Annotated in this window: 19 protein-coding genes; 14 read left to right on the forward strand and 5 right to left on the reverse strand. The window is 70.1% G+C overall.

Annotated elements, in window-relative coordinates; all coding sequences use genetic code 11:
* Window positions 1-4 precede the first annotated feature (4 nt).
* From ASV56_RS21055 to tssH, 10 genes are all read left to right on the forward strand, one after another.
* Entirely contained in the window at window positions 5-589 is a 585-nt protein-coding gene (locus ASV56_RS21055; protein ID WP_253880207.1) for a DUF6931 family protein, read from the forward strand.
* A 6-nt stretch (window positions 590-595) separates the two neighbouring features.
* Entirely contained in the window at window positions 596-1,732 is a 1,137-nt protein-coding gene (gene tagH / locus ASV56_RS21060; RefSeq protein ID WP_062563926.1) for a type VI secretion system-associated FHA domain protein TagH, read from the forward strand.
* Window positions 1,733-1,747: 15 nt separating this feature from the next.
* Complete coding sequence (locus tag ASV56_RS21065; RefSeq protein ID WP_062563927.1) at window positions 1,748-3,058, forward strand: type VI secretion system ImpA family N-terminal domain-containing protein; 1,311 nt, start codon at window positions 1,748-1,750, stop codon at window positions 3,056-3,058.
* Between the two features lie 67 nt (window positions 3,059-3,125).
* Entirely contained in the window at window positions 3,126-3,644 is a 519-nt protein-coding gene (gene tssB, locus ASV56_RS21070) for a type VI secretion system contractile sheath small subunit (RefSeq protein WP_018001533.1), read from the forward strand.
* Entirely contained in the window at window positions 3,644-5,128 is a 1,485-nt protein-coding gene (tssC, locus tag ASV56_RS21075; RefSeq protein WP_062563928.1) for a type VI secretion system contractile sheath large subunit, read from the forward strand. The genes tssB and tssC overlap by 1 nt, the downstream gene beginning before the upstream one ends.
* Window positions 5,129-5,165: 37 nt before the next feature.
* On the forward strand, window positions 5,166-5,663 hold the full coding sequence (locus ASV56_RS21080) for an Hcp family type VI secretion system effector (RefSeq protein WP_062563929.1): 498 nt from the start codon (window positions 5,166-5,168) through the stop codon (window positions 5,661-5,663).
* A 148-nt stretch (window positions 5,664-5,811) separates the two neighbouring features.
* Window positions 5,812-6,336, forward strand: coding sequence for a type VI secretion system baseplate subunit TssE (tssE, locus tag ASV56_RS21085; RefSeq protein WP_062563930.1), 525 nt, complete (start codon window positions 5,812-5,814; stop codon window positions 6,334-6,336).
* On the forward strand, window positions 6,333-8,234 hold the full coding sequence (tssF, locus tag ASV56_RS21090) for a type VI secretion system baseplate subunit TssF (RefSeq protein WP_062563931.1): 1,902 nt from the start codon (window positions 6,333-6,335) through the stop codon (window positions 8,232-8,234). Before tssE ends, tssF begins: the two co-directional genes overlap by 4 nt.
* Window positions 8,231-9,211: a type VI secretion system baseplate subunit TssG gene (gene tssG / locus ASV56_RS21095; RefSeq protein ID WP_062563932.1), complete on the forward strand. Its 981-nt coding sequence runs from the start codon at window positions 8,231-8,233 to the stop codon at window positions 9,209-9,211. The genes tssF and tssG overlap by 4 nt, the downstream gene beginning before the upstream one ends.
* On the forward strand, window positions 9,211-11,841 hold the full coding sequence (gene tssH / locus ASV56_RS21100) for a type VI secretion system ATPase TssH (protein ID WP_062563933.1): 2,631 nt from the start codon (window positions 9,211-9,213) through the stop codon (window positions 11,839-11,841). The genes tssG and tssH overlap by 1 nt, the downstream gene beginning before the upstream one ends.
* Here tssH and ASV56_RS21105 read toward each other — a convergent pair.
* The 5 genes from ASV56_RS21105 to ASV56_RS21125 are packed head-to-tail and all read right to left on the reverse strand — an operon-like array spanning window position 11,820 to window position 14,802.
* On the reverse strand, window positions 11,820-12,818 hold the full coding sequence (locus tag ASV56_RS21105; protein ID WP_062563934.1) for a hypothetical protein: 999 nt from the start codon (window positions 12,816-12,818) through the stop codon (window positions 11,820-11,822). The genes tssH and ASV56_RS21105 overlap by 22 nt on opposite strands.
* Window positions 12,815-13,210 carry an ExbD/TolR family protein gene (locus ASV56_RS21110; RefSeq protein WP_062563935.1) on the reverse strand — a complete coding sequence of 132 codons (396 nt, stop codon included), beginning with the start codon at window positions 13,208-13,210 and terminating at the stop codon, window positions 12,815-12,817. The genes ASV56_RS21105 and ASV56_RS21110 overlap by 4 nt, the downstream gene beginning before the upstream one ends.
* On the reverse strand, window positions 13,207-13,692 hold the full coding sequence (locus ASV56_RS21115) for an ExbD/TolR family protein (protein WP_062563936.1): 486 nt from the start codon (window positions 13,690-13,692) through the stop codon (window positions 13,207-13,209). Before ASV56_RS21115 ends, ASV56_RS21110 begins: the two co-directional genes overlap by 4 nt.
* 3 nt (window positions 13,693-13,695) lie before the next feature.
* Window positions 13,696-14,322, reverse strand: a complete 627-nt coding sequence (locus ASV56_RS21120; protein WP_062563937.1) for a MotA/TolQ/ExbB proton channel family protein — start codon at window positions 14,320-14,322, stop codon at window positions 13,696-13,698.
* Window positions 14,323-14,802 carry a hypothetical protein gene (locus tag ASV56_RS21125; RefSeq protein WP_062563938.1) on the reverse strand — a complete coding sequence of 160 codons (480 nt, stop codon included), beginning with the start codon at window positions 14,800-14,802 and terminating at the stop codon, window positions 14,323-14,325.
* Here ASV56_RS21125 and ASV56_RS21130 point away from each other — a divergent pair.
* The 4 genes from ASV56_RS21130 to ASV56_RS21145 all read left to right on the forward strand — a co-directional run bounded on the left by ASV56_RS21130 (window position 14,801) and on the right by ASV56_RS21145 (window position 24,387).
* Window positions 14,801-15,283 carry a DUF1036 domain-containing protein gene (locus tag ASV56_RS21130; protein ID WP_253880209.1) on the forward strand — a complete coding sequence of 161 codons (483 nt, stop codon included), beginning with the start codon at window positions 14,801-14,803 and terminating at the stop codon, window positions 15,281-15,283. The two genes, ASV56_RS21125 and ASV56_RS21130, sit on opposite strands and share 2 nt — an antisense overlap.
* 7 nt (window positions 15,284-15,290) lie before the next feature.
* Window positions 15,291-16,028, forward strand: a complete 738-nt coding sequence (locus ASV56_RS21135; RefSeq protein WP_062563940.1) for a hypothetical protein — start codon at window positions 15,291-15,293, stop codon at window positions 16,026-16,028.
* A 3-nt stretch (window positions 16,029-16,031) separates the two neighbouring features.
* The gene (locus ASV56_RS21140; protein ID WP_062563941.1) at window positions 16,032-18,152 is read left to right on the forward strand and encodes a peptidoglycan DD-metalloendopeptidase family protein; all 2,121 of its coding nucleotides are present in this window, start codon (window positions 16,032-16,034) and stop codon (window positions 18,150-18,152) included.
* 118 nt (window positions 18,153-18,270) lie between these two features.
* Entirely contained in the window at window positions 18,271-24,387 is a 6,117-nt protein-coding gene (locus ASV56_RS21145; protein ID WP_062563942.1) for a hypothetical protein, read from the forward strand.
* The last annotated feature ends 20 nt before the right edge of the window (window positions 24,388-24,407 follow it).

A 24,407-nucleotide genomic window follows, 5' to 3' on the forward strand; every position in this document is an offset into this window, starting at 1 on the left:
CGGAATGGACGCAAGCGCGGCGGATGAAAAGACCAAGCCTCCCCGGCGGATGCTGCGGGAGGCCGCGCCGTCGGCGCTGTTCGCCGAGATCCCGCAGCTGGCCGAGCTGGTCAAGCTGCGCCCGCGCGAGGCCGAGGAGGGGCTGGCCTTCCTGCACCGGCTGCGCGCCTCGACCACGCCGGAAGAGGCTGTGACCTTCACCGCCTTCGCCGCCCTGCCCAGCGTCGCGGCGGGCTGGGGCTATGAATGCCTGCGGCTGATGGCCGACCACCTGCAACCGCAGGAGCGCCCGGCGATGCAGCAGATCGCTGCTTGGCTGGCGCAGCCCACGACCCGGCAGCGGCACGAGATCATGCGCGCGGCGCTTTGGGCGCCGACCCGCAGCCCCTCGGTCCTGCTGGCGCTGGCGGTGGGCTGGTCCACGGGCACGCCGGCGCCGAACGACCCCGAACGCTCGGCCCCGCACAAGGCACCGGTGGCGCTGAACAGCGCGGTGCTGTCCTGCCTTGCGCGGGCGGACCTGTCGCGGCGGTCGTTCTATCTTGCGCGTTTCCTGGATATGGCCGAGGCGCTGTTTCGTGCCTATTGACAAGATATGACCCTGACCCTGCAAATCGAGAACTTCCATGTGCTGGACGACGGCGGCCCGGTCAGCGTCGCCGTGCCGCAGCGCGGGCTGCAGGTCGGCCGCCGCTCGGGCATGGACTGGGTGCTGCCCGACGCCAGCCGCCATATCTCGGGCCATCATTTCGACGTGGGGTTCGAGGAGGGGCGCTGGCTGCTGCGCGACCGTTCGACCAACGGCACCTTCCTGCAAGGCCATCGCCACCGGCTGGACGGGCCGCATGTCCTGCGCCACGGCGACCGCTTCCAGGTCGGGCAATATGTGGTGGTGGCGCTGTTCGACCAGCCGGAGGGCGCGCCGATGACGCCGGGCTCGCTGCCCGAGCATCGCGTGGACAGTCCGGTGGACGAGCCGGTGATCGACGACCCCTGGGCGCTTGCCCCGGCACCCGCGCCCATCGACGTGACGCCGCCTTCCGACACGCGGCGCGGCCCGGATTTCGCCAGCGACTTCATGGCCTTTCCCAGCCCTGCGCCCGAAGCCGCCCCCGCGCCGGTGGCGCCCGCCCCGGCCCCTGCGCCCCCGGCCGAGGACGCCTCGGCCGTGCTGCGCGCCTTTTGCGAAGGCGCGGGCCTGCCGCCCGACCTGGCGCGCAATGTCGCGGCCGAGGATCTGGCCCGCGCGCTTGGCCAGGCCCTGCGCGCCGTCGCGGGCCAGGTCATGGCCGGCTTGCAGGACCGGGCGGCGGCGCGGCATTTCACCCGCTCGGCCGAGCGCACCATGCGCGGCGCCAGCGACAACAACCCGCTGAAATTCCTGCCCGATGCCGGCGAGGCGCTGGAGGCGCTGTTCCTGCGCCCGCGCGCCGGCTTCCTGACCGGCGCCGCCGGTTTCGACGCGGCGCTTGGCGACCTGCGCCGCCACCAGACCGCGCTTTTCGCCGCGCTGCAACCGGCGCTGCTGGGCCTGGTCGGCGATCTCGCGCCCGAGCGGATCGAGGGCGAGGTCAAGGGCGGCGGGCTGATGGGCAACCGCAAGGCCAAGGCCTGGGATGAATATGTCGCGCGCTGGGATGCCCGCACCGCCAGCGAGAACGGCATCCTGGACGAATTCCTGCGCCTGTTCGCCGAAGCCTATCGCAAGGCCCATGACGGTGGCGCGCCGTGACGAGAGGATTTCGCTTTGGCTGATTTCAACGTGCTGGAACCCGTGGCCGCAGAGCCGCCCTGCGGACCCGACCTGGAGGCGCAGGAGGACGACGCCTTCCTCGACTATTACTACGAGGCGGAATCGCGCCTGCCCGAACGCTATTTCATCCCCGGCAACCCGGGCGACCGGCGCGAGGACCGGCTGTTCGACCCGCGCTCGGTCGATCTGGCGGCCGAGACCGCGGCGATCCGAGGGCTGCTGGCGCGGTCGCGCGACCTGCGGCTGCTGAGCCTGCTCGCACGGTTCCAGATCCTGGCCGGGCGGCTTGAGGATTTCACCGCCACGGTCGAGGACATGGCGGCGGCGCTGGCGCAATGGCCGGACGATCTGCATCCGCAGGGCAGCGCGCGCCGCGCCGCCATCGAGGCGCTGAACGCCCAGGCGACCGCGGTGATGCCGCTCATGCACCTCTCGGTGGTGCCGAACGGCGAAGTGACGTTGCGTCGCTATATGGTGGTGACCGGCAAGGCCAGCCCGCGCGAATCCGAACAGGATCTGGCGGGCTCGGACTTCCTGGGCGCGCTGCGTTCGGAGGCCAATCTGCGCGCGGTGACGCAGGTGCATGAGCGGCTGTCGCGGCTGCTGGACGCGCTGCACCGCATCGCGGCGCTGGCGGCGGGGCAGGGCTTCCGCCCCGACCTGGCCGCGCTGCGCGATGCGGTGGCCGAGATGCAGGCCATGATCGCCGCCGCCCGGCCCGAGCTGTCGCCTTGGCAGGCCGCGCCCGAACCCGAGGCGCCGACCCCCGCCGCGGACCCGGCCGTCGCCGATGCGCCCGCGCCGCTGCCCGCCCCGCCGGCGGGCGAACGCCCGGTCCCCGACCGCGCCGCGGCCGAGGCGGCGCTGGACGCGGCGCGCGCCTGGCTGGCCGCGCAGGAGCCCTCGTCCCCGGCGCTGATGCTGGTCGCGCAGGCGCGCGCGCTGATCGGCCGCCCGCTGGTCGAGGCGCTGGAGATGCTGATGCCGCAGCAGGCCGGCGTCGCGGTGCTGCGCATTGGCCAGGGCACGCCCTTCGCCCTGCCGATGGAGCGGCTGAAGGCGCTGACCCAGGCCGGGCTGGAAGGCCGCCCCGCGGCCGTGGCTGCGCCCGCCGCGCCGCCGCCGATCGCCCGCCGCGCCGACCTGGTCGCCACGCTGCAGGGCGTCGAGGGCTATTTCGCCACCCATGAGCCGGCCAGCCCGGTGCCGTTGCTTCTGGCCAAGGCGCGTGACATGCTGCACAAGCGTTTTGACGCCATCGTGGCGGAATTGCTTGCCCAGGCGGGTTCCGGCGGGGAAACTTAGGGCAGTTTTGCGGAATTGACTCGCCGGGTGTTTTACAGTTTGCCTTGCGCAATGGAGGATTGATCTGATGGCTTCGGACAAGGCGACCGATTTTATCAAGCGCAACCGCCCGCCTCGGGTGAATATTTCCTACGAAGACCCCTATGACAGCGAGAAGATGGTCGAGCTGCCCTTCGTCATGGGCGTCATGGCCGACCTGTCGGGCAATGCCTCCGAGGTCGAGAAGCCCGAGATGGAAGAGCGCGACTTCGTCGACGTGACCGCCGCCACGCTGGACGACTACATGAAGAGCGTGGCCCCCGGTGCCAGCTTCAACGTCCAGAACAAGCTGGGCGGCGAGGGCCGGCTGGGCGTCTCGCTGACCTTCGAAAGCATGGACGATTTCAACCCGGCCGCCGTCGCGCGCCAGATCCCGGCGCTGAAGAAACTGCTGGAGGCGCGCCAGCACCTGGCGAACCTGCAGCGCTACATGAACTCGAAGCCCAAGGCGCAGGAGCAGATCCGCAAGCTGCTCAACGACCCCGAACTGATGGCCGCCCTGGCCGAGCGCGAGACGTCGAAATCGGCCGAGGAAGAGGATAACTGATGGCGCAGAAACAGCAGGCCGAGGCCGCAGGCAGCCTGACCGGCCTTGACGAGTTCTCGGATATCCTGAAGCAGACCATCAAGCCGCGCACCGACGTCGCCGCGAAAGAGGTCGACAATGCCGTCGTGGCGCTGGTGCGCGAGGCGCTGGACGACGAGACCCTGATCGCCGAGGACGTGATCGACACCATCGACGCGATGCTGTCGAAGCTGGACCAGAAGCTGACCGAACAGCTGAACGAGGTCATCCACAACGAGGAATTCCAGAAGCTGGAATCGTCGTGGCGCGGGCTGGCCTATACGATCAACCATTCCGAGACCGACGCCTCGCTGCGCGTGAAGGTGATGAACGTCTCGAAGAAGGAACTGCAGCAGATGTTCCGGCGCTATCCCGGCGCCAAATGGGACAAGTCGCCGCTGAACATGCGCGTCTATGAGGCCGAGTTCGGCACCCTGGGCGGCAAGCCCTTCGGCGCGCTGATCGGCGACTTCTACTTCGACCATTCGACGGCCGATGTGGCGCTGCTGCGCGACATGTCCAAGATCGCCGCCGCGGCGCATGCGCCCTTCATCTCGGCCGCCGCGCCCGAGCTGCTGGGCATGGACAGCTGGACCGAGCTCGGCACGCCCCCCGACCTGTCCGAGATCTTCGACACCCCGGATTACGCCGCCTGGAACGGGCTGCGCGACAGCGAGAATTCGCGCTATGTCGCGTTGACCATGCCGCGCGTGCTGGCGCGGGAACCCTACAGCCAGAACTCGAATTCCGTGGTCGAGGAGTTCAACTTCGAGGAAGAGACCGACGGCCACGCCGGTCAGAAATACTCCTGGATGAACGCCGCCCATGCGCTGGCGGTGAACATCAACCGCGCGCACAAGGAACATGGCTGGACCGTGCAGATCCGCGGCGTGCAGTCGGGCGGCGAGGTGCTGAACCTGCCCACGCACAATTTCGACACCGGCGACGGCTCGAAGGACCTGAAATGTCCGACCGAGGTGTCGATCACCGACCGGCGCGAGGCCGAGCTGTCGAAAGCCGGCATGATCGGCCTGATCCATCGCAAGCACACCGACAAGGCGGCGTTCATCGGGGCGCAGACGCTGTATCGGCCCAAGAAATACGTCGACGACCAGGCGACGGCCTCGGACAACATGTCCTCGCGGCTGCCCTATATCTTCGCGGTGTCACGCTTCAGTCACTATCTGAAGTGCATGGTGCGCGACAAGATCGGGCAAAGCCCGGACCGGCTGCAATTGCAGACCCAGTTGCAGACCTGGATCAACAAATACGTCTCGGGCAACCCCGAGAGCGCGACCGAGCGCGAGAAGGCCAAGAAACCCTTGGCCGGTGCGAAGGTGGAAGTGGTGGAGGACGAGGAAAACCCCGGTTACTACATGGGGAAATTCTACCTGAAACCGCACTTCCAGCTGGAAGGCATGGATGTCGGCATGTCGCTGGTCTCCAAGCTGCCGAAAGGCAAGTAACCCATTGAGATGATTATTATAGCCAAGGAGTGATCGAATGGCTGTCGATATCTTTCTGAAACTTTCCAACAACATCAAGGGCGAGTCGCAGGACGACACCCACCGCGACGAAATCGATGTGCTGGCCTGGAACTGGGGCCTGACCCAGTCGGGCACCACCCATGTCGGTTCGGGCGGCGGCGGCGGCAAGGTCAACGTGCAGGATATTACCCTGACGAAATACGTCGACCTGGCCACCAACGACCTGATCAAGCGCTGCACCAACGGCGAGCACATCGAAAACGGCGAGCTGATCGTGCGCAAGTCGGGCGGCGCGGCGCCGGTCGAATATTTCCGCATCAAGATGGGCAAGATCATGATCACCAGCTATTCGACTGGTGGCGCCAAGGACGGTCTTGACCGCATCCAAGAAACCCTGACCCTGAACTTCCGCCAGTTCGAGGTGGCCTACACCCTGCAAGAGGACACCGGTGCCGCCGGCGCCGAAACCCTGGCCGGCTGGGACATCGCCGAGAACAAGGAGTGGAGCGCCTAAGCGCCCCCTTGCCAGCAATCGGGGACAGGGTCGGCCCAGCCGGCCCTGTTCCTTTGCGCGCCGGGCCTTTGCCCGGGCGCGCCGCAACCGGGGGCCGATGATGGCGCGTCGCTCTGATGCAGAGACCGTGCGCAGGGGCCTGCGCGAAATGTCCCTGATGCATATCTTTCGCGATTCCGCGCGCCGGCGCGATTCGCGCGACCCCGGCCGCCGCTATACCGAGGGCGAGCGCGACCTGACGCTCATCAGCCAGAAGCACCGCGAGGGCGCGAGCGAGGAATCGCTGCGCCGCAACCTGGTCTTGGACCTGGCCAGCCTGATGAACACCATCCGGCTGGACGTCTGCACCGACCTGTCCGACACGCCGCGCGTGCGCGATTCCGTCGTCAATCACGGCCTGCCCGACATGGACACGCTGTGGCGCGACCATCGCACGCCGATGGACCTGGCCCAGGCCATCCGCGAGGCGCTGATCCGCAACGAGCCGCGCCTGCGCCCCGAGACGCTGGAGGTGCGGGTCGAGGATCTGGACCCCGGCCCCGACCAGCGCGTCACCTTCGAGATCCTGGCCGAGATGATCTCGGACCCGACCGACATCGCGGTGCAGTTTCACGCCGAGGTCGACCCCGCCGCCGGCAAGATCGCCATGAAACGCATGCAGGCCGAGCCATGAGAAAAGCCTTCCGCGACGCCTATGAGCGCGAACTGGACATGCTCTACGAGCGCTCGGCCGAATTCGCCGAGGAATTTCCCGGCCTCGCCGAACGCCTGGGCGGCGTCCTGCGCGAAAACATCGACCCGACCATCGCCGGCCTGCTGGAGGGCTCGGCCTTCCTGGCCGCCCGCGTGCAGCTGAAGCTCGACGAGGAGTTCCGCGACTTCACCACCGAACTGCTGGAGCAGATCTTTCCCGATGCGCTGGCGCCGATCCCCAGCTGCATGATCGTCGAGGCCGCGCCGCTGTCGCGCCGGAACGAGGGGCCGCAGGTCTTCAAGCGCGGCGAATATCTGGACGCGCGCTTTCGCGATGCCGAAAAGCGCGTGGCCTGCCGCTTCAGCCTGACCTCGGACCTGGTGGTGCTGCCGCTGGCGGTTGCGGGGCTGACCTATCACGACCAGACCACGACGCTGGGCGGCCTGGGCCAGGACCCCGACCCGGCGACCCGCGCCGGCCTGCAGATCGACCTTGCCCGCACCGATGGCGAGGCGATGGGGCTGAACGCGCCCGACGCGCTGACCTTCCACCTGACCGCCGACCATGTCCGCGCCATCGCCGCCTATGAGCAGATCCATTGCAACCTGACCCGAGTCTCGCTGCGCTGGCTGATGCCGAACGGCGACCCGGCCTTCCTGCGCCTGCGCGAGGGCCAGGTCGAGCAGATCGGCTTCACCCGCGAGGAGCTGCTTTTCGACCGCGACGGCCGGCTGTTCGAAGGGTTCGCTATCCTGCGCGATTTCTTCGCCTTTCCGCGCAAGTTCATGGGCTTCCGCCTGACCGACATGCGCAGCGTGCTGTCCCGCATCCCGGCGGGCGAGGTGCAACTCATCCTGGAATTCGACCGCGCCAATGACGAGCTGGCGCGCCAGATCCAGCCGCGCGACATCCGGCTGAACTGCGCGCCGGCGATCAACCTGTTCGAGGAAAGCTCGAACCAGGTGCGGCTGGACGACAAGCGCCATGAATATGTCGTCACCCCGGATTCCAGCCCGATCACCCATTACGAGATCCAGCGCATCCTGCGCGTGCAGGCCAGCTATGGCACCGCGCATGACCGGGTCGATGTGCATCCGCTTTACGCCCTGCCGCAGGGCGGCGCGCCGCGCGCGGCCTATTACCACACCATCCGCCGCAAGCCGCGCCGGCTGACCGAGACCGAGCGCCGCACCGGCCAGCGCCACGACTATCGCGGCACCGAGAGTTTCATCGCCATCTACGAGCCGCCCGAGTCGGTCGTCGGCCGCCGCGCGCAGCGGCTGCATATCCGGGCGCTGTGCTCGAACCGGCACCTGCCGGCGGTGCTGCCCCTGGCGGGTTCGGACGATTTCGCCATGGTCTCGGACCAGGCGCTGTCCCTGACCTGCGTGAACGGCCCGACGCCGCCGCGCGAGGCGATGACCGAAATCGAGCGCGCCGGCCCGCACCGCATGCGCCAGGGCGACGTCTACTGGCGGCTGATCTCCTATCTGTCGCTGAACCATTTCGGCCTCGACGACCGTTTCGGCCGCGACGGCGCCGCCAGCCTGCGCGAGATCCTGACGCTGTTCGCCGACGCCTCGGACCATGTGACCGAGGTGCAGATCGCTGGGCTGACCGGGCTGGCGGTGCGGCCGATCACCCGCTCGATCCGCCGGCCCGAGGGCATCTTTCCGGCCCGCGGGCTGGAGCTGGTGCTGAGCTTCGACGAAACCGCCTTCGAGGGCAGCGGCATCATCCTGCTGGGCGCGGTGCTGGACCGCTTCCTGGCCGAATATGCCAGCATCAACAGCTTCACCCAGACGGTGATCGCCAGCCGCCAGCGCGGCATCCTCAAGCGTTTCCCGTCCCGCACCGGCATGGGGCCGCTGATATGACCGCGCCGGGCTTTCTTGCCCTGCTGCGCCGGCTGGAGCGCGAGGCCGAAGCCAAGCCGCGCATCGGCCGCAGCACGCGGCGCGCGCAGGACATCGCCGATATCGGCCAGGACCCGCGCCTGGCCTTCCCGGCCGAGGATCTGGCCGACGTCCAGATCGAAGGCCCCCGCCCGCGCATCCGCGCGCAGTTCACCGGTTTCTTCGGCCCGCAAGGCGCGCTGCCGCTGAACACCACCGAGGAGGTGCTGCGCTGGCAGGACGCGGGCGAGGATGCCTTCGTCGCCTTCACCGACATGCTGTCGGCGCGGTTCTACCAGCTGTTCTTTCGCGCCTGGTCCGACTCCCATGCCATCACCCAGCACGACCGCCCCGACCAGGACCGCTTCCAGTCCTATGTCGGCGCGGTGGCGGGGATCGGCTCGCCCGCCTTCCGCCAGCACGACGATTTTCCCGACATCGCGCGCCTGCCGCTGGTGCCGGTCTTTGGCGGCCGGGTGCGCAGCGGCGTGCGGCTGCGGCAATTGCTCGGCGGCTATTTCGGCTTTCCGGTGACGGTGCAGGAACATGTCACCAGCTGGCTGGAATTCGAACCCGACGAGCTGCGCGGCCTGGGCCGGGGCGGGGCGCTGGGGCGCGACAGCTATCTGGGCGCGCGGCTGCAATCGGTGAACGAAAAGATCTGCATCCGGCTGGACCTGCCCGATGCCCGGACCTATCGCAGCTTCCTGCCCGGCCAGCCGCACCATGGCCAGCTGGCGGCGCTGGTCTATTGGTATCTGGGCAAGTGCCTGGACGTGGACCTGGCGCTGGCGCTGCCGGCCGACCGCATTCCCGCCGCCACCCTGGGCGGCGATGCCGCCATCGGCTGGCTTGCCGCCATGCGCCCCGAGGGCCTGCCCCGCAGCGGCGCCCCGATTGAAGTCGCCCGTTTCGCGCTTGGCCGCGATGCGGGCCAGCATTCCGCGAAAGGCCATTGATGACCGCGATCACCATCGAGAAATTCGCCGGCAAGATGAACCGGCTGGGCTATGAAGCCTTCCTTCAGGCGATGCGGCAGGCGCGCGGCGACGGCAACCGCAATGTCGAGCTGTCGCATTGGCTGTTCCACGCCGTCTCGCAACAGGACGGCGACATTTCCGTCACCCTGCGCGGGCTGGGGCTGGACCGGGGCCGGATGCTCAAGGACCTGGGCCGGGCGATGGACGGGTTGCAGAAGAACGTGACCGAGACCCCCGGCATCTCGGAACGGCTGGCGGACGGGCTGAACCACGCCTGGACCTATGCCACGCTGTTCTTCGGCGAGGCGCAGATCCGCACCGGCCACCTGCTGGTCGCGCTGCTGAACGACCCGGTCCTGCGCCGCGAGATCGAGCAATATTCGCCCCTGTTCGCCGAGATGTCGGCCGAACGCATCGGCTCCGAGGCGCGCAGCCTATGGAAGGACTCGGAAGAGGAAAGCCTGCGCCCGATGGACGGCACCGGCATCGGCGCCGCGCCCGCCGGCCGCGAGGGCGCCGCGACTGCGCTGGGGCGGTTCTCGGTCGACATGACGGCGCAGGCCGCCGATGGCAAGATGGACCCGGTCGTCGGCCGCGACGACGAGATCCGCCAGATCGTCGATGTGCTGATGCGCCGGCGCCAGAACAACCCGATCCTGACCGGCGAGGCCGGCGTCGGCAAGACCGCCGTGGTCGAGGGTTTCGCGCAGAAGCTCGCCTCGGGCGAGGTGCCGCCGGCGCTGCGGGGCATGCGGCTGCACATGCTGGATATCGGCGCCATGCAGGCCGGGGCCAGCATGAAGGGCGAGTTCGAGCAGCGCCTGCGCTCGGTCATCGATGAGGTGCAAAGCTCGGCCACGCCGATCATCCTGTTCATCGACGAGGCGCATACGCTGGTCGGCGCCGGCGGTGCGGCGGGCACGGGCGATGCCGCGAACCTGCTGAAGCCGGCGCTCGCGCGCGGCACGCTGCGCACCATCGGCGCGACGACCTGGGCCGAATACCGCAATTATTTCGAGAAGGATCCAGCGCTGACCCGACGTTTCCAGCCGATCTCGGTCGATGAGCCCTCGGTCGAGGTCGCCTGCGCCATGATGCGCGGCCTGCTGGCGCCGATGGAGGCGCATCACAAGGTCCGCATCGCGGACGCGGCGCTGGAGGCGGCGGTGAAGCTCTCGGCGCGCTACCTGCCGGCGCGGCAATTGCCCGACAAGGCGGTGTCGCTTCTGGATACCGCCTGCGCCCGCGTCGCGGTCAGCCAAAGCGCCATCCCCGCCCGCATCGCCGACCTGCGCGCCGAGATCGCCGGGTTGGAAACCGAGATCGCCGCCCGCGAGGCCGAGCGCGACCTGGGCGAGGGCGATGCCGCCCGGCTGGACGAGGCCCGCGCCCGGCTGGACGACGCGCGTGCCAAGCTGGCTGATCTGGAAGCCGCCTTTGCCGACGAGAAAACGCTGGTCGAGCAAATCCTGGCCCTGCGCAAGGCGCTGGCGGCACGCGAGGGCGAGGGTTTCGACGAGGACACCATCCGCGCCGAGCTGACCGCCGCCATGGACCAGCTGGGCCAGATCCACGCCGACGCGCGCATGATCTGGCCGCATGTCGATGAGCAGGCGGTGGCGAGCGTCATCAGCGACTGGACCGGCATCCCGGCCGGCCGCATGGTCGCCGATGAATTGCAGGCGGTGCTGGGCCTGTCGGACCTGCTGCGCGCGCGGGTGATCGGCCAGGACCAGGGGTTGCAGATGATCGCGCGCCGGGTCGAGACCGCCCGCGCCGGTCTCGGCAACCCCGAGAAACCCATCGGCGTCTTCATGCTCTGCGGCCCCTCGGGCGTCGGCAAGACCGAGACCGCGCTGGCGCTGGCCGAGGCGCTTTACGGCGGCGAGCAGAACGTCATCATCATCAACATGTCCGAATTCCAAGAGGCGCATTCCGTCAGCCTGCTGAAAGGCGCCCCCCCGGGCTATGTCGGCTATGGCGAGGGCGGCCGGCTGACCGAGGCGGTGCGCCGCAAGCCCTATTCCGTGGTGCTGCTCGATGAGATGGAAAAGGCCCATCCCGACGTGCACGAGCTGTTCTTCCAGGTCTTCGACAAGGGGCGGATGGAGGACGGCAACGGCCGCCCGATCAACTTCCGCAACACGCTCATCCTGATGACCTCGAACGTCGGCACCGGCACGATCATGACCCTCGCCCCCGAGGGCAGCATCACCGACGAGGAAACGCTGGAAGCCAGCCTCAAGGAGGAGCTGCTGGGCACCTTCCCGCCGGCGCTGCTGGGCCGGATCGTCACCATCCCCTATGTGCCGCTGTCGGCCGAGGTGCTGGGCGGGATCAGCCGCCTGAAGCTCGGTTCGGTGGCGCGGCGCATGCGCGAGAGCCACGGCGCCAGCCTGACCTGGGACGATGCGGTCATCGACCATATCGTCGCCGCCTGCCGCGACCCGGACAGCGGCGGCCGGATGATCGACAATATCATCACCAATTCGATCCTGCCCGACCTGTCGCGGCAGGTGCTGTCGCGCATGGTCTCGGGGCAAGGCATGTCGGACGTTAGAATCCAGGTGAAGGATGACGGCTTTTCCTATGATTTTGCACGAACATAGACGCTGCTGACCCCGACCAGCGCCTCGGGTCCGACCTCGCGCGCGAGCCGCTCGAAGAAGGTCTCGGCCAGTTCGCCCGCCCCGGCGCTGACGCTGGCCGGGCGGGCGGGAGTGGCGACCGCCAGCAGCAGCTGATGCGTGTCGCGCCCGGCGCCGTCGCGGGCGATGGGCAGGTCGAAGCGGATCTGCCCGCCGGCGCTGACCATGAAGCGGCGCAGGTCGTGGGTCACGCCATTGTCGTCGATCAACAGCAGCGTGACCTGCCGCCCGGCACCGCCCGAGATGGTGCCGCGCAGGCTCGCGCCGCTGGCCACGTCCTGCGATTGCAGGTTGATGCCCAGCGGGAACACCGGATAGCGCGCGTCGCGGCGGGCAAAGGCCAGCGCCGGGCATTGCCGGCGGTCGAGCAGCACCGCCTGGCCGTCGACGCCGGTTTCCAGCCCCTGCGTCAGCGCCCGCAGCAGGCCGGGGATCTGCGCATCGTCGGCGGCCAGCAGGTTCAGCCGGATCCGCCCCTCGGCATCCAGCGCCGGCAGCGCCAGCAGGCAGGGCGCGGTCAGCTGGCTGCGGATGCGCTGGAACAGGGCGACCAGGCGCGGGTCGGCGTCGGGACCGGTTTCGGCCCCGGCCTCGGGCTGCGGTTCGGGCTGGGGCGGCGCAGCCTCGCGGCCGGTCGGCAGGGCGCTGCTGGTCAGCACGGGCGAAGCGCCCTGCGGCACCGCCGGCGCCAGTGCGGGCTCCGGTCCGGTCTCGGGCTCGGGCGGCGCCGGGGCGGTGATCGGGCGCAGAACCTCGGTCTCGGGAGCCAGCGTCGGCAGCGGTAGGGCGCTGACCTGGATCTGCGCCGGCGCCGGCGTCGGCTCCTGCCAGGGCAGGGCCGGGCGCCACAGGAACGCGCCCGCCGCCGCGCCATGCACGGCCAGCGACAGCGCCGCCGCGACCGCCCAGCCGCGCGCCATGGGCTGCTGGCCGATCACGGCGCGACATCCTTCCGCGTCACCAGCCGGATGTCGTGATCGGCCAGTTCGGGCCGGCGCAGCACCTGCATCAGCAGGCTGGACGGCGCCGCGCGGTCCATCAGCAGATGCACCGGCCCCGACACCGAGGCCAGCGCCGCCGGCAGCATCTCGGGCCGGATCGGGGCGCCGTCCAGCAGCCAGTCCTGCGGCCCCCGGATCTCGAGCACCGGCGAGGGCAGGTCTTCGGCCGAAAGCGTGGTCGAGCGCGCCAGCTCCAGCGGCGTCTCGACCCGCGGCGCCTGGCCCGTCAGCAGGAAATAGAAGATCAGCAGCAGCACGATGTTCACGATCGACAGCGCGCTGTCGACATGCACCCGCCGCTCGCGGCGCGAGGGCAGGTGCAGGCTCATCCCGCGCCCCCGGGCGCCTCGGCGATCTGCACCGAGTCGATGCCGCGCGCCGAGAGGATTTCCAGCACCTGCACCAGGTCCTGCACCGGTACCGCGGGGCGCAGCACGATCAGCACGTTGCGCGTCCCCTGCGCCGCCAGCGCATCGGCCAGCGCCGCCACGCCGGGCAGGGCGAATTGCTGGCCCGAGGCGGTGATGCCGCCGGGGTTCAGCGTCCAGACGGCGGTGGCGCGCGCCTCGGTCAGGGTGGTGCCGGCCTGCGGCGCCTCCTCGCCGGCCGCCGCGCCGCCGCCGCTGTCGCGCAGCGCGCCGCTGCGCAGCGGCAGCAGCGAATAGCTGACGAGGCTCGCCGAGACCATGAAGAAGATCAGAAGCTGGAACAGCACATCCGCCAGCGCCGTCATGGCAAAGAAGCCCCGGCGGCGCGGCCTGCGCGGCAGGTCGAGCCCGGGTGGCCGGATCGAGGGCCGCGCCACCTGCATGGCCTAGCGTCCGGGCCGCGCGATCCGGCCGTGGATCGCGGCCGAAACGGCCAGCTCGATACCCTGGCGCTCATCCTCTATCCGGCCTTCCAGCCAGGCCGAGACGAAATAGGCGACCAGCGCGATGGCGAGCCCGGCCGCCGTGGTGGTCAGCGCCGTCCAGATCCCGCCGGCGAGCAGCCGCGGGTCCGAGGTCTGCTGGCTCAGCGCCAGGTTGCCGAAAGCGTCGATCATGCCGATGACCGTGCCCAGAAGCCCCAGCATCGGTGCCATCTGCACCACGGCCTCCAGCAGGCGCATGCGCGCGCCCATCTGCACCAGCTCGGCCAGCGCGACCTGGCGGGCCAGTTCCTCGCCATAGCCGGGTTCCGAGGGCCGGGCGCGCAGGCCCGACATGGTGGCGCCCAGCACGCGGGCCAGCACGGTGCGGCCGGAATTGGCCTTGCGCTGCGCCTCGTCCGGGCGGCCGTTCAGCCAGTCGTCCAGGATCGCCTCGGCCAGGCGGTGGCCGCCGACGCCCATGCGGCGGAACTGCATCAGCTTGAAGATCACGACAGTCAGGGTCAGCACCGAAAGCCCCGCCAGCGCGGCAAAGACGATCCAGGTGACAAGCGGCAGGTCGGCGAACATTTACAATCCGAACTCGATTTCGCTGCGGTTGCGGGCCTCGAGCCCGGTCAGGCAGGCCATGCGCTGGTCCGAGCCGTCCTCGGCCAGACATTCCGCCACGTCATTGACGACGATGCGCCCGATGCCGTCGCAGCCCTGGCCCGGCAGGGCGAATTGCGCGACCTTGGTCTTGCCGGCCAGCAGCGCGCCGAAGTCGAGGATCGGCAGGCCCTGCACCGCGCCCGCGCGGTCGAAGATAGCCACCTGCCAGGCGGCGCGGGTCAGACCGGTCGGCAGCGCATTGGTCGCGACCAGGGTCAGCTGGCAGCCGCCGTCCTTCGTGGTGACGGCGCCGTTCAGCTCCAGCAGCAGCGGCTTGGCGGCGGGGGCGTCCTGCTGCGCCAGGGCGGGCCCGGCCAGCACCGCCAGCAGCGCGGCCGCCCGCAAGCCAGGGCCCCGGCCTCGCGGAAAGGTTGCGCCCGCTGTCAGGATCGGTTTCATGCTGTTGAAACTCCTTTGCCCGTCCCGGGCTGTAACATGGCTGAAAGCGGTGCTCAATCGGCGCTCTATCAACCCTGAATTGAAAATTCTGGCCTTGGGCGTGCTGGCCACACTCGGCCCGGCAGCCGCATGGGCCGAGCTTCGGCTGTGCAATCAGTCCTTTGACGTGCTGAACGTGGCGCTGGCCCGCCCTTCGGGGCAGGATTTCGCCACCCGGGGCTGGTGGCGGGTGGCGCCGAACCAATGCGCCACCCTGGAACGCGACCCGCTGCGCTCACGCTATTATTACATTTTCGCCGCCGATGTGTTCGGTAATGAGGTGCTGGCGGGGGCGATTCCGATGTGCGTGGCACCGCGCCGATTCCAGATCGAGGGCCAGCGGGACTGCCTGCTGCGCGGCTATCTTGACGCCCGTTTCGCCGAGATCGACACCCAGGACCGCGCCGACTGGACGGTCTTCGCCACGCCAAGGCCGAATTGAGGGGGGGATGGGCAGGCGCGGGGCATATCTGGCGATGGTCGTGCTGGCGGGCTGGACGGCGCCGGCCGGCGCGCAGGGGCTGGTCATCACGCCGCTGCCCTCGGGCCAGGTGATCGAGGCGGTGGCCGCGCCGATGCCCGCGCCCTTGCCCGACAGCGGGCCGCAGCCCCCGACCCGTCCCGGTCTGCCGCAACCCTCGATCATCGTCGGCGACCTTGCCGTGCTGGCCGGCTTCGATCCGCGCGGGCCGCTGGGCCTGGCCTTCGAATCGCGCCAGGCGATCCGACAGCGCGACGCCGGGCTTTTCGAGCGCCTGCTGGGCGACGGCGCCTTCGATCCCGATGCCGATCGTCTGGCCGAGGCGATCCAGACCGAATTGCGGCGCATGGCCTGCTATGCCGGCAGCATCGACGGCGCCTGGGGCGCGGGCTCGGCGGGGGCGGTGCGGCGCTGGTCGCAGGCGGCCGGCGCCGAGGCGGACGCGCGCCCGGACACCGGCCTCTTCCGCGCCATCCTGCGCCGGGGCGAGCTGCAATGCCCCGCGCCGGCCACGGCCGCGACACAGCCCGCGGCCACGCCCCGCGCCGCCGCGGCGCGCTCTGCCCCGGCACGCGAAAGCCGCGCCGCGCCTGCGGCCAGCCGCGCCCAGCAGGCCGCGCCGCGCCGCCAGCCTGCGCCGGCGCAGCAGCCCACGCCCAGCCGGCAGATCAACCCGTCGCTGATGGGTTCGGGCCTGTTCCGCTAGGCCATGACCGGGATCGACCCCCGTTTCCGCCAGATGGGCCAGGGCGCGCGCCGGCGTCGGCGCCGGGGCCTTGCCCTGCGCGGCGCGCTGGCGGCGCTGGTGCTGGCCGGGCTCGGGGCCTGGCTGTGGCCGCGCCTTTCGGCCCTGCTGGCGTCCGAGCCGGCCATGGTGCAGGTCGAATCGCAATTCGACATCGCCCCGGTGGTGCGCGGCGACACCTTCACCGACATTCCCGGCGACCCGATCATCATCCCGCCGCCCGGCGACGGTGCCGAGGCCGAGACGCGCCGGCTGCCTGCACCGCCGGCGCTGACCGCTTCGGGGCGGGTGCCGGGGGCGGCGGCGGGGGTGCGGCTTCTGGACAGCACGCTGGTGCCGCAGGACCGGCAGCTGGTGGCGGCGCTGCCCTCGACGCGCGAGGAATTCGCGCTGTTCCAGGCCGAGCGCGGCCGCGAGCGGCTGATGAACGCCAGCCTTGCCGCGCCGGCCCAGGCCGATGCCAGCGCGGGCGTGCTGTTCCTGCGCGATGCCGCGAGCCGGGTGCCCTTGTGGCGCGAGATGGTGCTGGAGACCGCGCGCGACACCACGGCCGCGGCGCTGCTTTCGGAAAACGGCTTCGATGCCGGGGCCGCGGCCCGGGTCGAGGAGCGCCTGCACAGCCAGCTTGCGATGGACGGCAAGCTGGCGCGCGGCACGGTGCTGGCGCTGCGCTGGCGGCCGCGCGACGGCGGGCGCGAGGTGATCCAGCTGTCGCTTTATGGGCCGCAGGGCTATCTCGGCTCGCTGGCGCTGTCGGCGGCGGGGCAGCTGGCGGCCTCGGCCGATGCCTGGGCCGACCAGCCGCTGATGCAGGACGCCATGGCGCGCGCCGGCGATGCCGCGCCGCCGCAGGGCCAGCAGCGGCTGCTGGACGTGATCTATTCCGCGGCGCTGCGCGGCGACGTGCCGCCCGCCGTCATCGGCGAGGCGCTGGCGCTGATGTCGCAGGTCTTCGACCTGGACGGCTTCGCCGATGCGCAGGACCGGCTGACATTGATCTATGCCGATGCCGCCGCCGAGCGGCCGGGGGCGGTGCTGTTCGTCGGCGTCAGCGGGCCTTCGGGCGACAAGCCCTGCTATGTCGTGCCGACGGCCGAGGGTTTCGAATGCTACGCCCCCGGCGCGCGGGTCCGGCGCGCGGAGGGGGCGGCGCTGCTGCAACCCGTGGGCGGGGTGCTGTCGCAGCGCTTCGTGCCGGGCGATGCGGCCGAGGGCCGTGGCCAGGTGGTCTGGAGCGCGCCGCAGGGCAGCCCGGTGCTGGCGGTCGCCGCCGGGCGGGTCTCGGCGCTTGGCGCGGGCCTGGTCGAGATCACCCATCCCGGCGGGTTGGTCAGCCGCTATCTGGGCCTTGCGCCCGAGGTGGCGCAGGGGGCGGAGCTGGCGCAAGGCGCCGTCATCGGCCGCGCCGGCGTCGCTCCGGGCCGGGCCGAGCCGGGGCTGGCGCTGCAACTGCTGCGCGACGGCACGCCGGTCGACCCGCTGCCGCTCCTGGGCGGCGGGGGCGAGGTGCTGGCCTCGGATTCCATCGAGACGCTGATCGGCCATATCATCCGGGTCGAGAGCGGCGGCGATGCGGCGGCGAAGAACCCGCGCTCGACCGCGACCGGGCTTGGCCAGTTCATCGAGAGCACCTGGCTGCGGATGATGCGCAGCTATCGCCCCGACCTGGTGGCGCGCCTGTCGCCGCGCGAGGTGCTGGACCTGCGGCTGGACGCGGCGCTGTCGCGGCAGATGGTGCGCCATCTCGCGCAGGAGAACGAGGCCTTCCTGCGCGCGCGCGGTCATGCCGTCTCGGCCGGACGGCTGTATCTGGCGCATTTCCTGGGCCCGGGTGGCGCGGATATGGCGCTGCGGGCCGATCCGGCGCAATCGGTTGAAAGCGTCATGGGCGGCGCGGTGGTGGCGGCGAACCCCTTCCTGCGCCGCTGGACGGTGGCCGAACTGCGCGACTGGGCCGAGCGGCGCATGTCCGGCCCCGGCGGCGCGGTCGCGGCGGTCGAGACCATGCCGGCCCGGCCGCTGACCGCCGCGCTGCGCGCCTTCGTGGCCGAGGTGGACCGGATGCGGCATCCCGGCCCCGGCTGAGCGCGAAAATCGCCGCAGGGGGCGGTTCGGGACTTGTGCAGGCCCGGCGGGCCAAAGTAACCCTGTTAAGCAGAGTTCCGTGCGTGCCACATTATTCCTTCGCAAAAAGTGAATTCAGATGCTGCCAGTTTTCATATCGGACATTTCCCTGCCGCTGCGGCGCTTCGCCCGCTCGCGCCTTTTCGCGACCACCGCACTGATCTCGCTCGCCGCGCTGCCGGGGGCGGCGCGGGCGGACATGGAGCTGGATCTTTCGCGCGTGGACCAAGGCTGGTCGGACAGTAGCCAGATCTGGCTTGATGCCGACGGCGATCATGACAACCTGCCGGCGAATGAAACCGGAGTGATCACCGGCTCGCCTTCCGGCAGGATCACCATGCGGGTCAGCGGGCCGGTCACGGCGGCGGGGCTGCGGCTGGACGGCGGCGATTTCCGGCTGAGGCGTGACGGATTTTGGGGCGGGGAGTTGAATGCCAATGGTAGCGACCCGCTGGAATTTTGGGTCGGCAGCGGCCACGAGTTGGTACTGGACATTGACGTTGACGGCGACGTCCACATCGACGGTCCTGGCACGCTGGCCCTGGGATGGCAGGGTGCTCTGGCCGGCAATGTGGTCAACGACGGTTTCTTCGCCTTACGTGGAGAGGTCACGGGGGATGTGCGCAACAACGACCGGCTGAACATCCTCGGGACGGTGAATGGCCGGGTCGATGACTACGGCCAGACTTATGTGGTCAGCGATAGTTCGGCCGATGAATGGCAGAACCACGACGGCGGCGAGCTTATCGTCCAGGAGGGAAGTCGGCTCAGCGTCGCCAATGCGTTGCAGAACAGCGGCGACATCGCCTTGCAGGGCGAGATTTCAGCGGATCTGGTCAATGACGCCGACGGAAGTCTCTCGATGGAAGGCGGCACGCTGGACGGCGATCTCGACAACGCCGGCGGCATGACGGGCCGGGGCACCGTCTCGGGCGAGGTGCGCAACACCGGCACCGTCACCACCGACGGCGCGCTGACGGTCGGAACGCTCGTCAACGACGAGCAGGTCACCGTGCGCGGTGGCGACAGCCTGACCAGCACCGGCGGGGCGCTGCAGAACAACGACCGGCTGACCGTCAACGGCAGCCTCAGCGGCGGGCTGGACAACAGCGCCACCGGCACGGTCAACATGGGCGCGAACGGCGCGATCTCGGGCGGGGTCGACAATGCCGGGACGATGAATATCGCGGGCCAGGTCGCGGGCCGGCTGACGAACGACAATATCCTGGCCACCTCGGGCGACGTCCGGGTCGGGCAGCTGACCAACAATGTCACCGGCACGATGACCGTCGGCGCCGGCCATGTCCTGACCGCCGACCAGCGCGTGGTGAACCGGGGCCAGGCCACGGTCGCCGGCACGATCGCGGGCGATTTGCTGAACGGGGCCGGCGCGACCACGGCGCTGAACGGCGGCAGCGTCACCGGCACGCTGGAAAACGACGGCGTGCTGAACGCGCGCGGTTCCGTGGGCACGCTCGACAACAACCAGACCCTGAACCTGACCGGCGACCTTCAGGTCGAGCGGCTGGACAATTCCGGCACCGCCACCGTCGACGCGGGCGAGACCGTGACCGCGACCCAGCGCATCGACAACAGCAGCGCGCTGAACATCGCCGGCACCGTGACCGTGAACGGCACCGCCGGCATCCAGAACAGCGCCAGCGGCACGGTCACGCTGGACGGCGCCGAGGTCAACGGCAACCTGACCAACCGCGGCACGCTGCTGGTCAATTCCTCGTCGCAGGTGAACGGCGACCTGACCAACCGCAACCAGCTGACGCTGGACGGCACCAATGGCAGCGTGACCCTGGGCGTGGACGGCATCTTCACCAACTCGGGCCGGGTGGACGGCACCAACGGCACCGAGGACACGCTGACCATCGTCGCCGACCTGTTCGCCAACGAGGGCGGCACGGTGAACAACGTCGACATCATCGGCGACCTGCTGAACCGCAGCACCGTCACCTATAGCGAGGATTCCTTCCTCGAGGGCAACCTGACCAACGATACCAGCGGCGACATCACCGTCTCGGCCGGGCTGGACATGCGCGGCCACGATCTCGACAACCGCGGCGACCTGCATGTCACCACCGATGCCGATTCCAGCGGCGCACTGAACAATGTCCGCGCCCTGACGAACGAGGGCACCCTTGCCATCGACGCCGGCACCACGGCCACGGCGCAGAGCGTGCGCAACCACGACGACGGGGTGATGGAGGTCGCGGGCACGCTGACCACGGCCACGGCGCTGGAGAACGAGGCCGAGCTGAACCTCTCGGGCCAGCTGACGGGCGACCTGGACAATTCGGGCACCACGACGCTAGCGGCGGGAACGGTGGCCGGATCGGTCACGAACAGCGGCAACCTGCAAGGCGCCGGCACCATCACCGGCGGGGTGACGAACAGCGGCAGCATGGAGATGACCGGCACGGTCACCGGCACGGTCACCAATACCGGCACCCTGACCCAGGACGGCAGCCTGTCCGTGGCGGGGGTGGTGAACGACGAGGTGGTCGACATCACCTCGACCGGGGTGCTGACCGCGACCGGCGTGGTCGAGAACCGCGACCGCCTGACCGTCGCCGGCCGGCTGAACGGCATGGTGCAGAACCAGGCGAACGGCCGCCTGACGCTGAACGGCGGCACGGTCGACGGCCGGGTCGTCAACCTGGGCCAGACCTCGGGCAGCGGCACGATCACCGGCGCGCTGAGCAATGCCGGCAGCGCCACCCTGTCCGGGCGGGTCGGGGGAGGGGTGGAGAACGCGGCCACCGGCGTGCTGACCTCGCAGGGCCGGCTGAGCGTCGCCTCGGTGCAGAACGCGGGCCTCGTGGACGTGGCCGCGGGCAGCACGCTGCAATCGGACACGGCGGTGCAGAACGGCAACGAGCTGATCGTCTCGGGCCGGCTCGAGGCCGATGTGGTCAACCACGACAGCGCGACGCTGGACGGCGGCACCATCGCCGGCACGGTGACGAACGCGGGCACGCTGACCGGCAACGGCACCATCGCCGCGCTGGCCAACAACGGCACGGCCACGCTGGCCGGACGGGTGACGGGCGCCGTCACCAATGCCGGCACCCTGACCAGCAGCGGCACGCTGCGCGTCGGCTCGCTGGTCAATGACGAGGTGCTGAATGTCGCCGCCGGCAGCACGTTGCGCGGCGACGGCACCCTGGTCAACAACGACCGCGCCACGCTGGCCGGCCGGATCGAGGGCACGCTGAGCAACCGCGGCTCGGCCGTGCTGGCCGGGGGCACGCTGGCGGGGCGGCTGGAGAATGGCGGCACCCTGACCGGGACCGGCACCGTGACCGGCACGCTGGCCAATGCCGGCAATGCCACTATCGCGGGCCGGGTCGACCGGCTGGAAAACACCGGCACGCTGGCGCTGCAAGACGACCTGAGCGTCGCCACGCTGATCAATGACGAGCGGGTGACGGTCGGCGCGGGCCACCGCCTCAGCCTCGACGACGGCATGGTGAACAACGACCGGCTGAGCCTGGCCGGCACCCTGGACGGCTTCGTGGAAAACCACGGCACCGTGACGCTGGACGGCGGCACGGTCGAGGGCGACGTCGCCAGTGCCGGCACGCTGAACGGGCGCGGGCGCATCACCGGGCGGCTGGTCAACGACGGCACCCTGACGACCGGCGCCCGGCTGAACATCGGCCAGCTTTTCAACAACCAGACCATGTCGATCGCCGAGACGGGCGTGCTGACCTCGGCCGCGACGGTGCAGAACGCCGGCGGCCTGACCCTGGCCGGCCAACTGCAGGCCGATCTTGCGAACCGCGCCGGCGCCACCGCCACGCTGACGGGCGGCACGATCGCCGGCGATGTCGGCAACCTTGGCCGGCTGACCGGCACCGGCACCATCGCCGGCATGCTGGAGAACGCCGGCACGGCCACGCTGGGCGGCAGCGTCCAGTCGCTGCGCAACCTCCGGAACGGGCGGCTGGACGTGGCGGGCACACTCTCGACCGAAGAGTTCCTGAATGCCGGCACCGCCAGCATCGCCGCCGGCAGCCGGCTGGCCATGGCCGACCCGGACGCCGCGCAAGGCGCGCCGGTCGCGGCGCAGAACCTGGCCAGCGGCGCGCTGACCGTCGACGGCACCCTGCAGGGCGCGCTGGTCAATGCCGGCACGCTGGCCGGTGCCGGCACCATCACCGGCGCGGTGCTGAACACCGGCAGCGCCGACTGGGCCGGCCGCATCCAGGGCACCGTCACCAACCGCGCCGACCTGACCCTGGCCGGCACCCTCGCCGGCGGGCTGGTGAACGAGGCCGGGAATTTCACCACCCGCGGCGGCGATGCCACCGTTGCGGGCGGCATGCGCAACGAATCCGGCGCGACGGCGCGTATCGTCGCCGGCAGCGGGCTGACCGCGACGGGCGGCATCCTGAACCAGGCGGGCGGCAATTTCTTCCTGAACGGCCGGCTGACCGGCGATCTCGAGAACCGCGGCACCCTGACCCAGGCGGGCACGCTGGACGGCTCGCTGGCGACCTCGGGCCGGGCGACGCTGGCCGGCACGGTCACGGGCGACCTGATCTATGACGGCGGCACGCTGGTCCTGCGCGACGGCGCCAGCATCGGCCGCGACCTGCGGCTGAATGCCGATTACACACTCGGCGCCGGCAGCCAGGTCTCGGCGGCGCGCACCGTGGTCGGCTCCGGCACCACGTTGGCGCTGGCCGGCCTGCTGGACGGCGCGCTGCTGAACCAGGGCACGGTCGAGGTGGCGGGCAACCAGGCCCACGTCTCGGGCGCGGTCACGAACAGCGGCACTCTGGACATGGCCGACAATTCGACCTCGGGCGTGCTGCGCATCGGCGGCCTGAACGGCAGCGGCACCTATCGGCTGGACCTGAACCTGCGCACCATGACCGCCGACCGGATCGAGGTGCTGGGCGGCGCCGCGCATGGCAATTACCACCTGGATTTCGACCTGACCGACCGCGATACCGTGCCGCAGCGCGGGGCGCGGGTAACGCTGATCGACGTCGACGAAAGTTTCGGCAGCGCCAACGACTTCAACTATACCCGCAGCGACCTGCCGGCCGGGTCCGAGCGTATCGTCTATTCGGTGCAGCGCGCCGGATCGGACCGCCAGGGCGACCTGGAGCTGGTCAGCCAGCTGAACCCGGCCATGGGCGCGATCTTCGGCAACGTGGCGCTGGTGCAGTCGCTGATCGGCTCGGTGGTGAACCGCCCGACCAGCCCCTTCGTCACCGCCCTGGCCTATGAGGACCAGGAAAAGCCCTGCGGCATCGGCAGCTGGGGCCGCGCCATCGGCGGTCACGCCACCGCCAGCGGCCGCACCGACAACGGCATCAGCAATGTCGAAACCGAGGTGAATGCCGATTACTACGGCCTTCAGGTCGGCACCGACCTGGCCTGTTTCGACAACCGCTTCGGCGGCTGGAACATGGCCTTCGGCGCGCTGGCCGGCATCAACCGCGGCTCGACCAGCCAGCCGGTCTATGCCATCGACCCCTCGAACTCGCAGGACCTGACCTCGATCCTGACCTCCTATACCTCGACCGATTTCGAGCAGCGCTATGCCGGGCTCTATGCCACGGCGACCAAGGGGCGGTTCCAGGCCGACCTGCAATACCGCATCGAGCGCACCGATTTCACCATCGAGAACAAGCCGCTGCCGGGCTATACCGGCCTGGGCCTGGACGAGACCGACTTCTCCTCGGACACCCAGACGCTCAGCGGCTCGATCAGCTACGGCTTCCCGATCGGGGACAGCGGCTGGGCGGTGCTGCCGACCATGGGCTTCGCCTGGTCGAAGCTGTCCACCGACTCGATCCGCTTCGACGAGGATTACACGCTGATCTTCAAGGACAGCACCCGCAAGATCGGCTTCGCCGGCGCCACCCTGGCCAAGACCTTCGTCGACAACGGCCGCAACACGGCGCTTTACGCCTTCGCGACCGGCACCTGGTACAAGGATTTCGCCGACCCGACGATCTCGCTTTTCGCCTCGGCCGAGAACACCGAGACGCTGACGACCGAGAACCTGGGTTCCTATGGCGAGCTTAGCGTCGGCGCCAACTGGATCAAGGTGATGGGACCGAAGGCGCGGGGCCGTCAGCTTAGCGCCGGGGCGCGCATCGACGCCCGGTTCGGCGACCAGCTGGACAGCGTCGGCGTCTCGGGCCAGTTCCGCTGGCAATTCTGACTGGTCACCCGGGCGGCGCG

This window comes from Paracoccus aminovorans, from assembly GCF_001546115.1.
GTDB classification, from domain to species: Bacteria; Pseudomonadota; Alphaproteobacteria; order Rhodobacterales; family Rhodobacteraceae; genus Paracoccus; species Paracoccus aminovorans_B.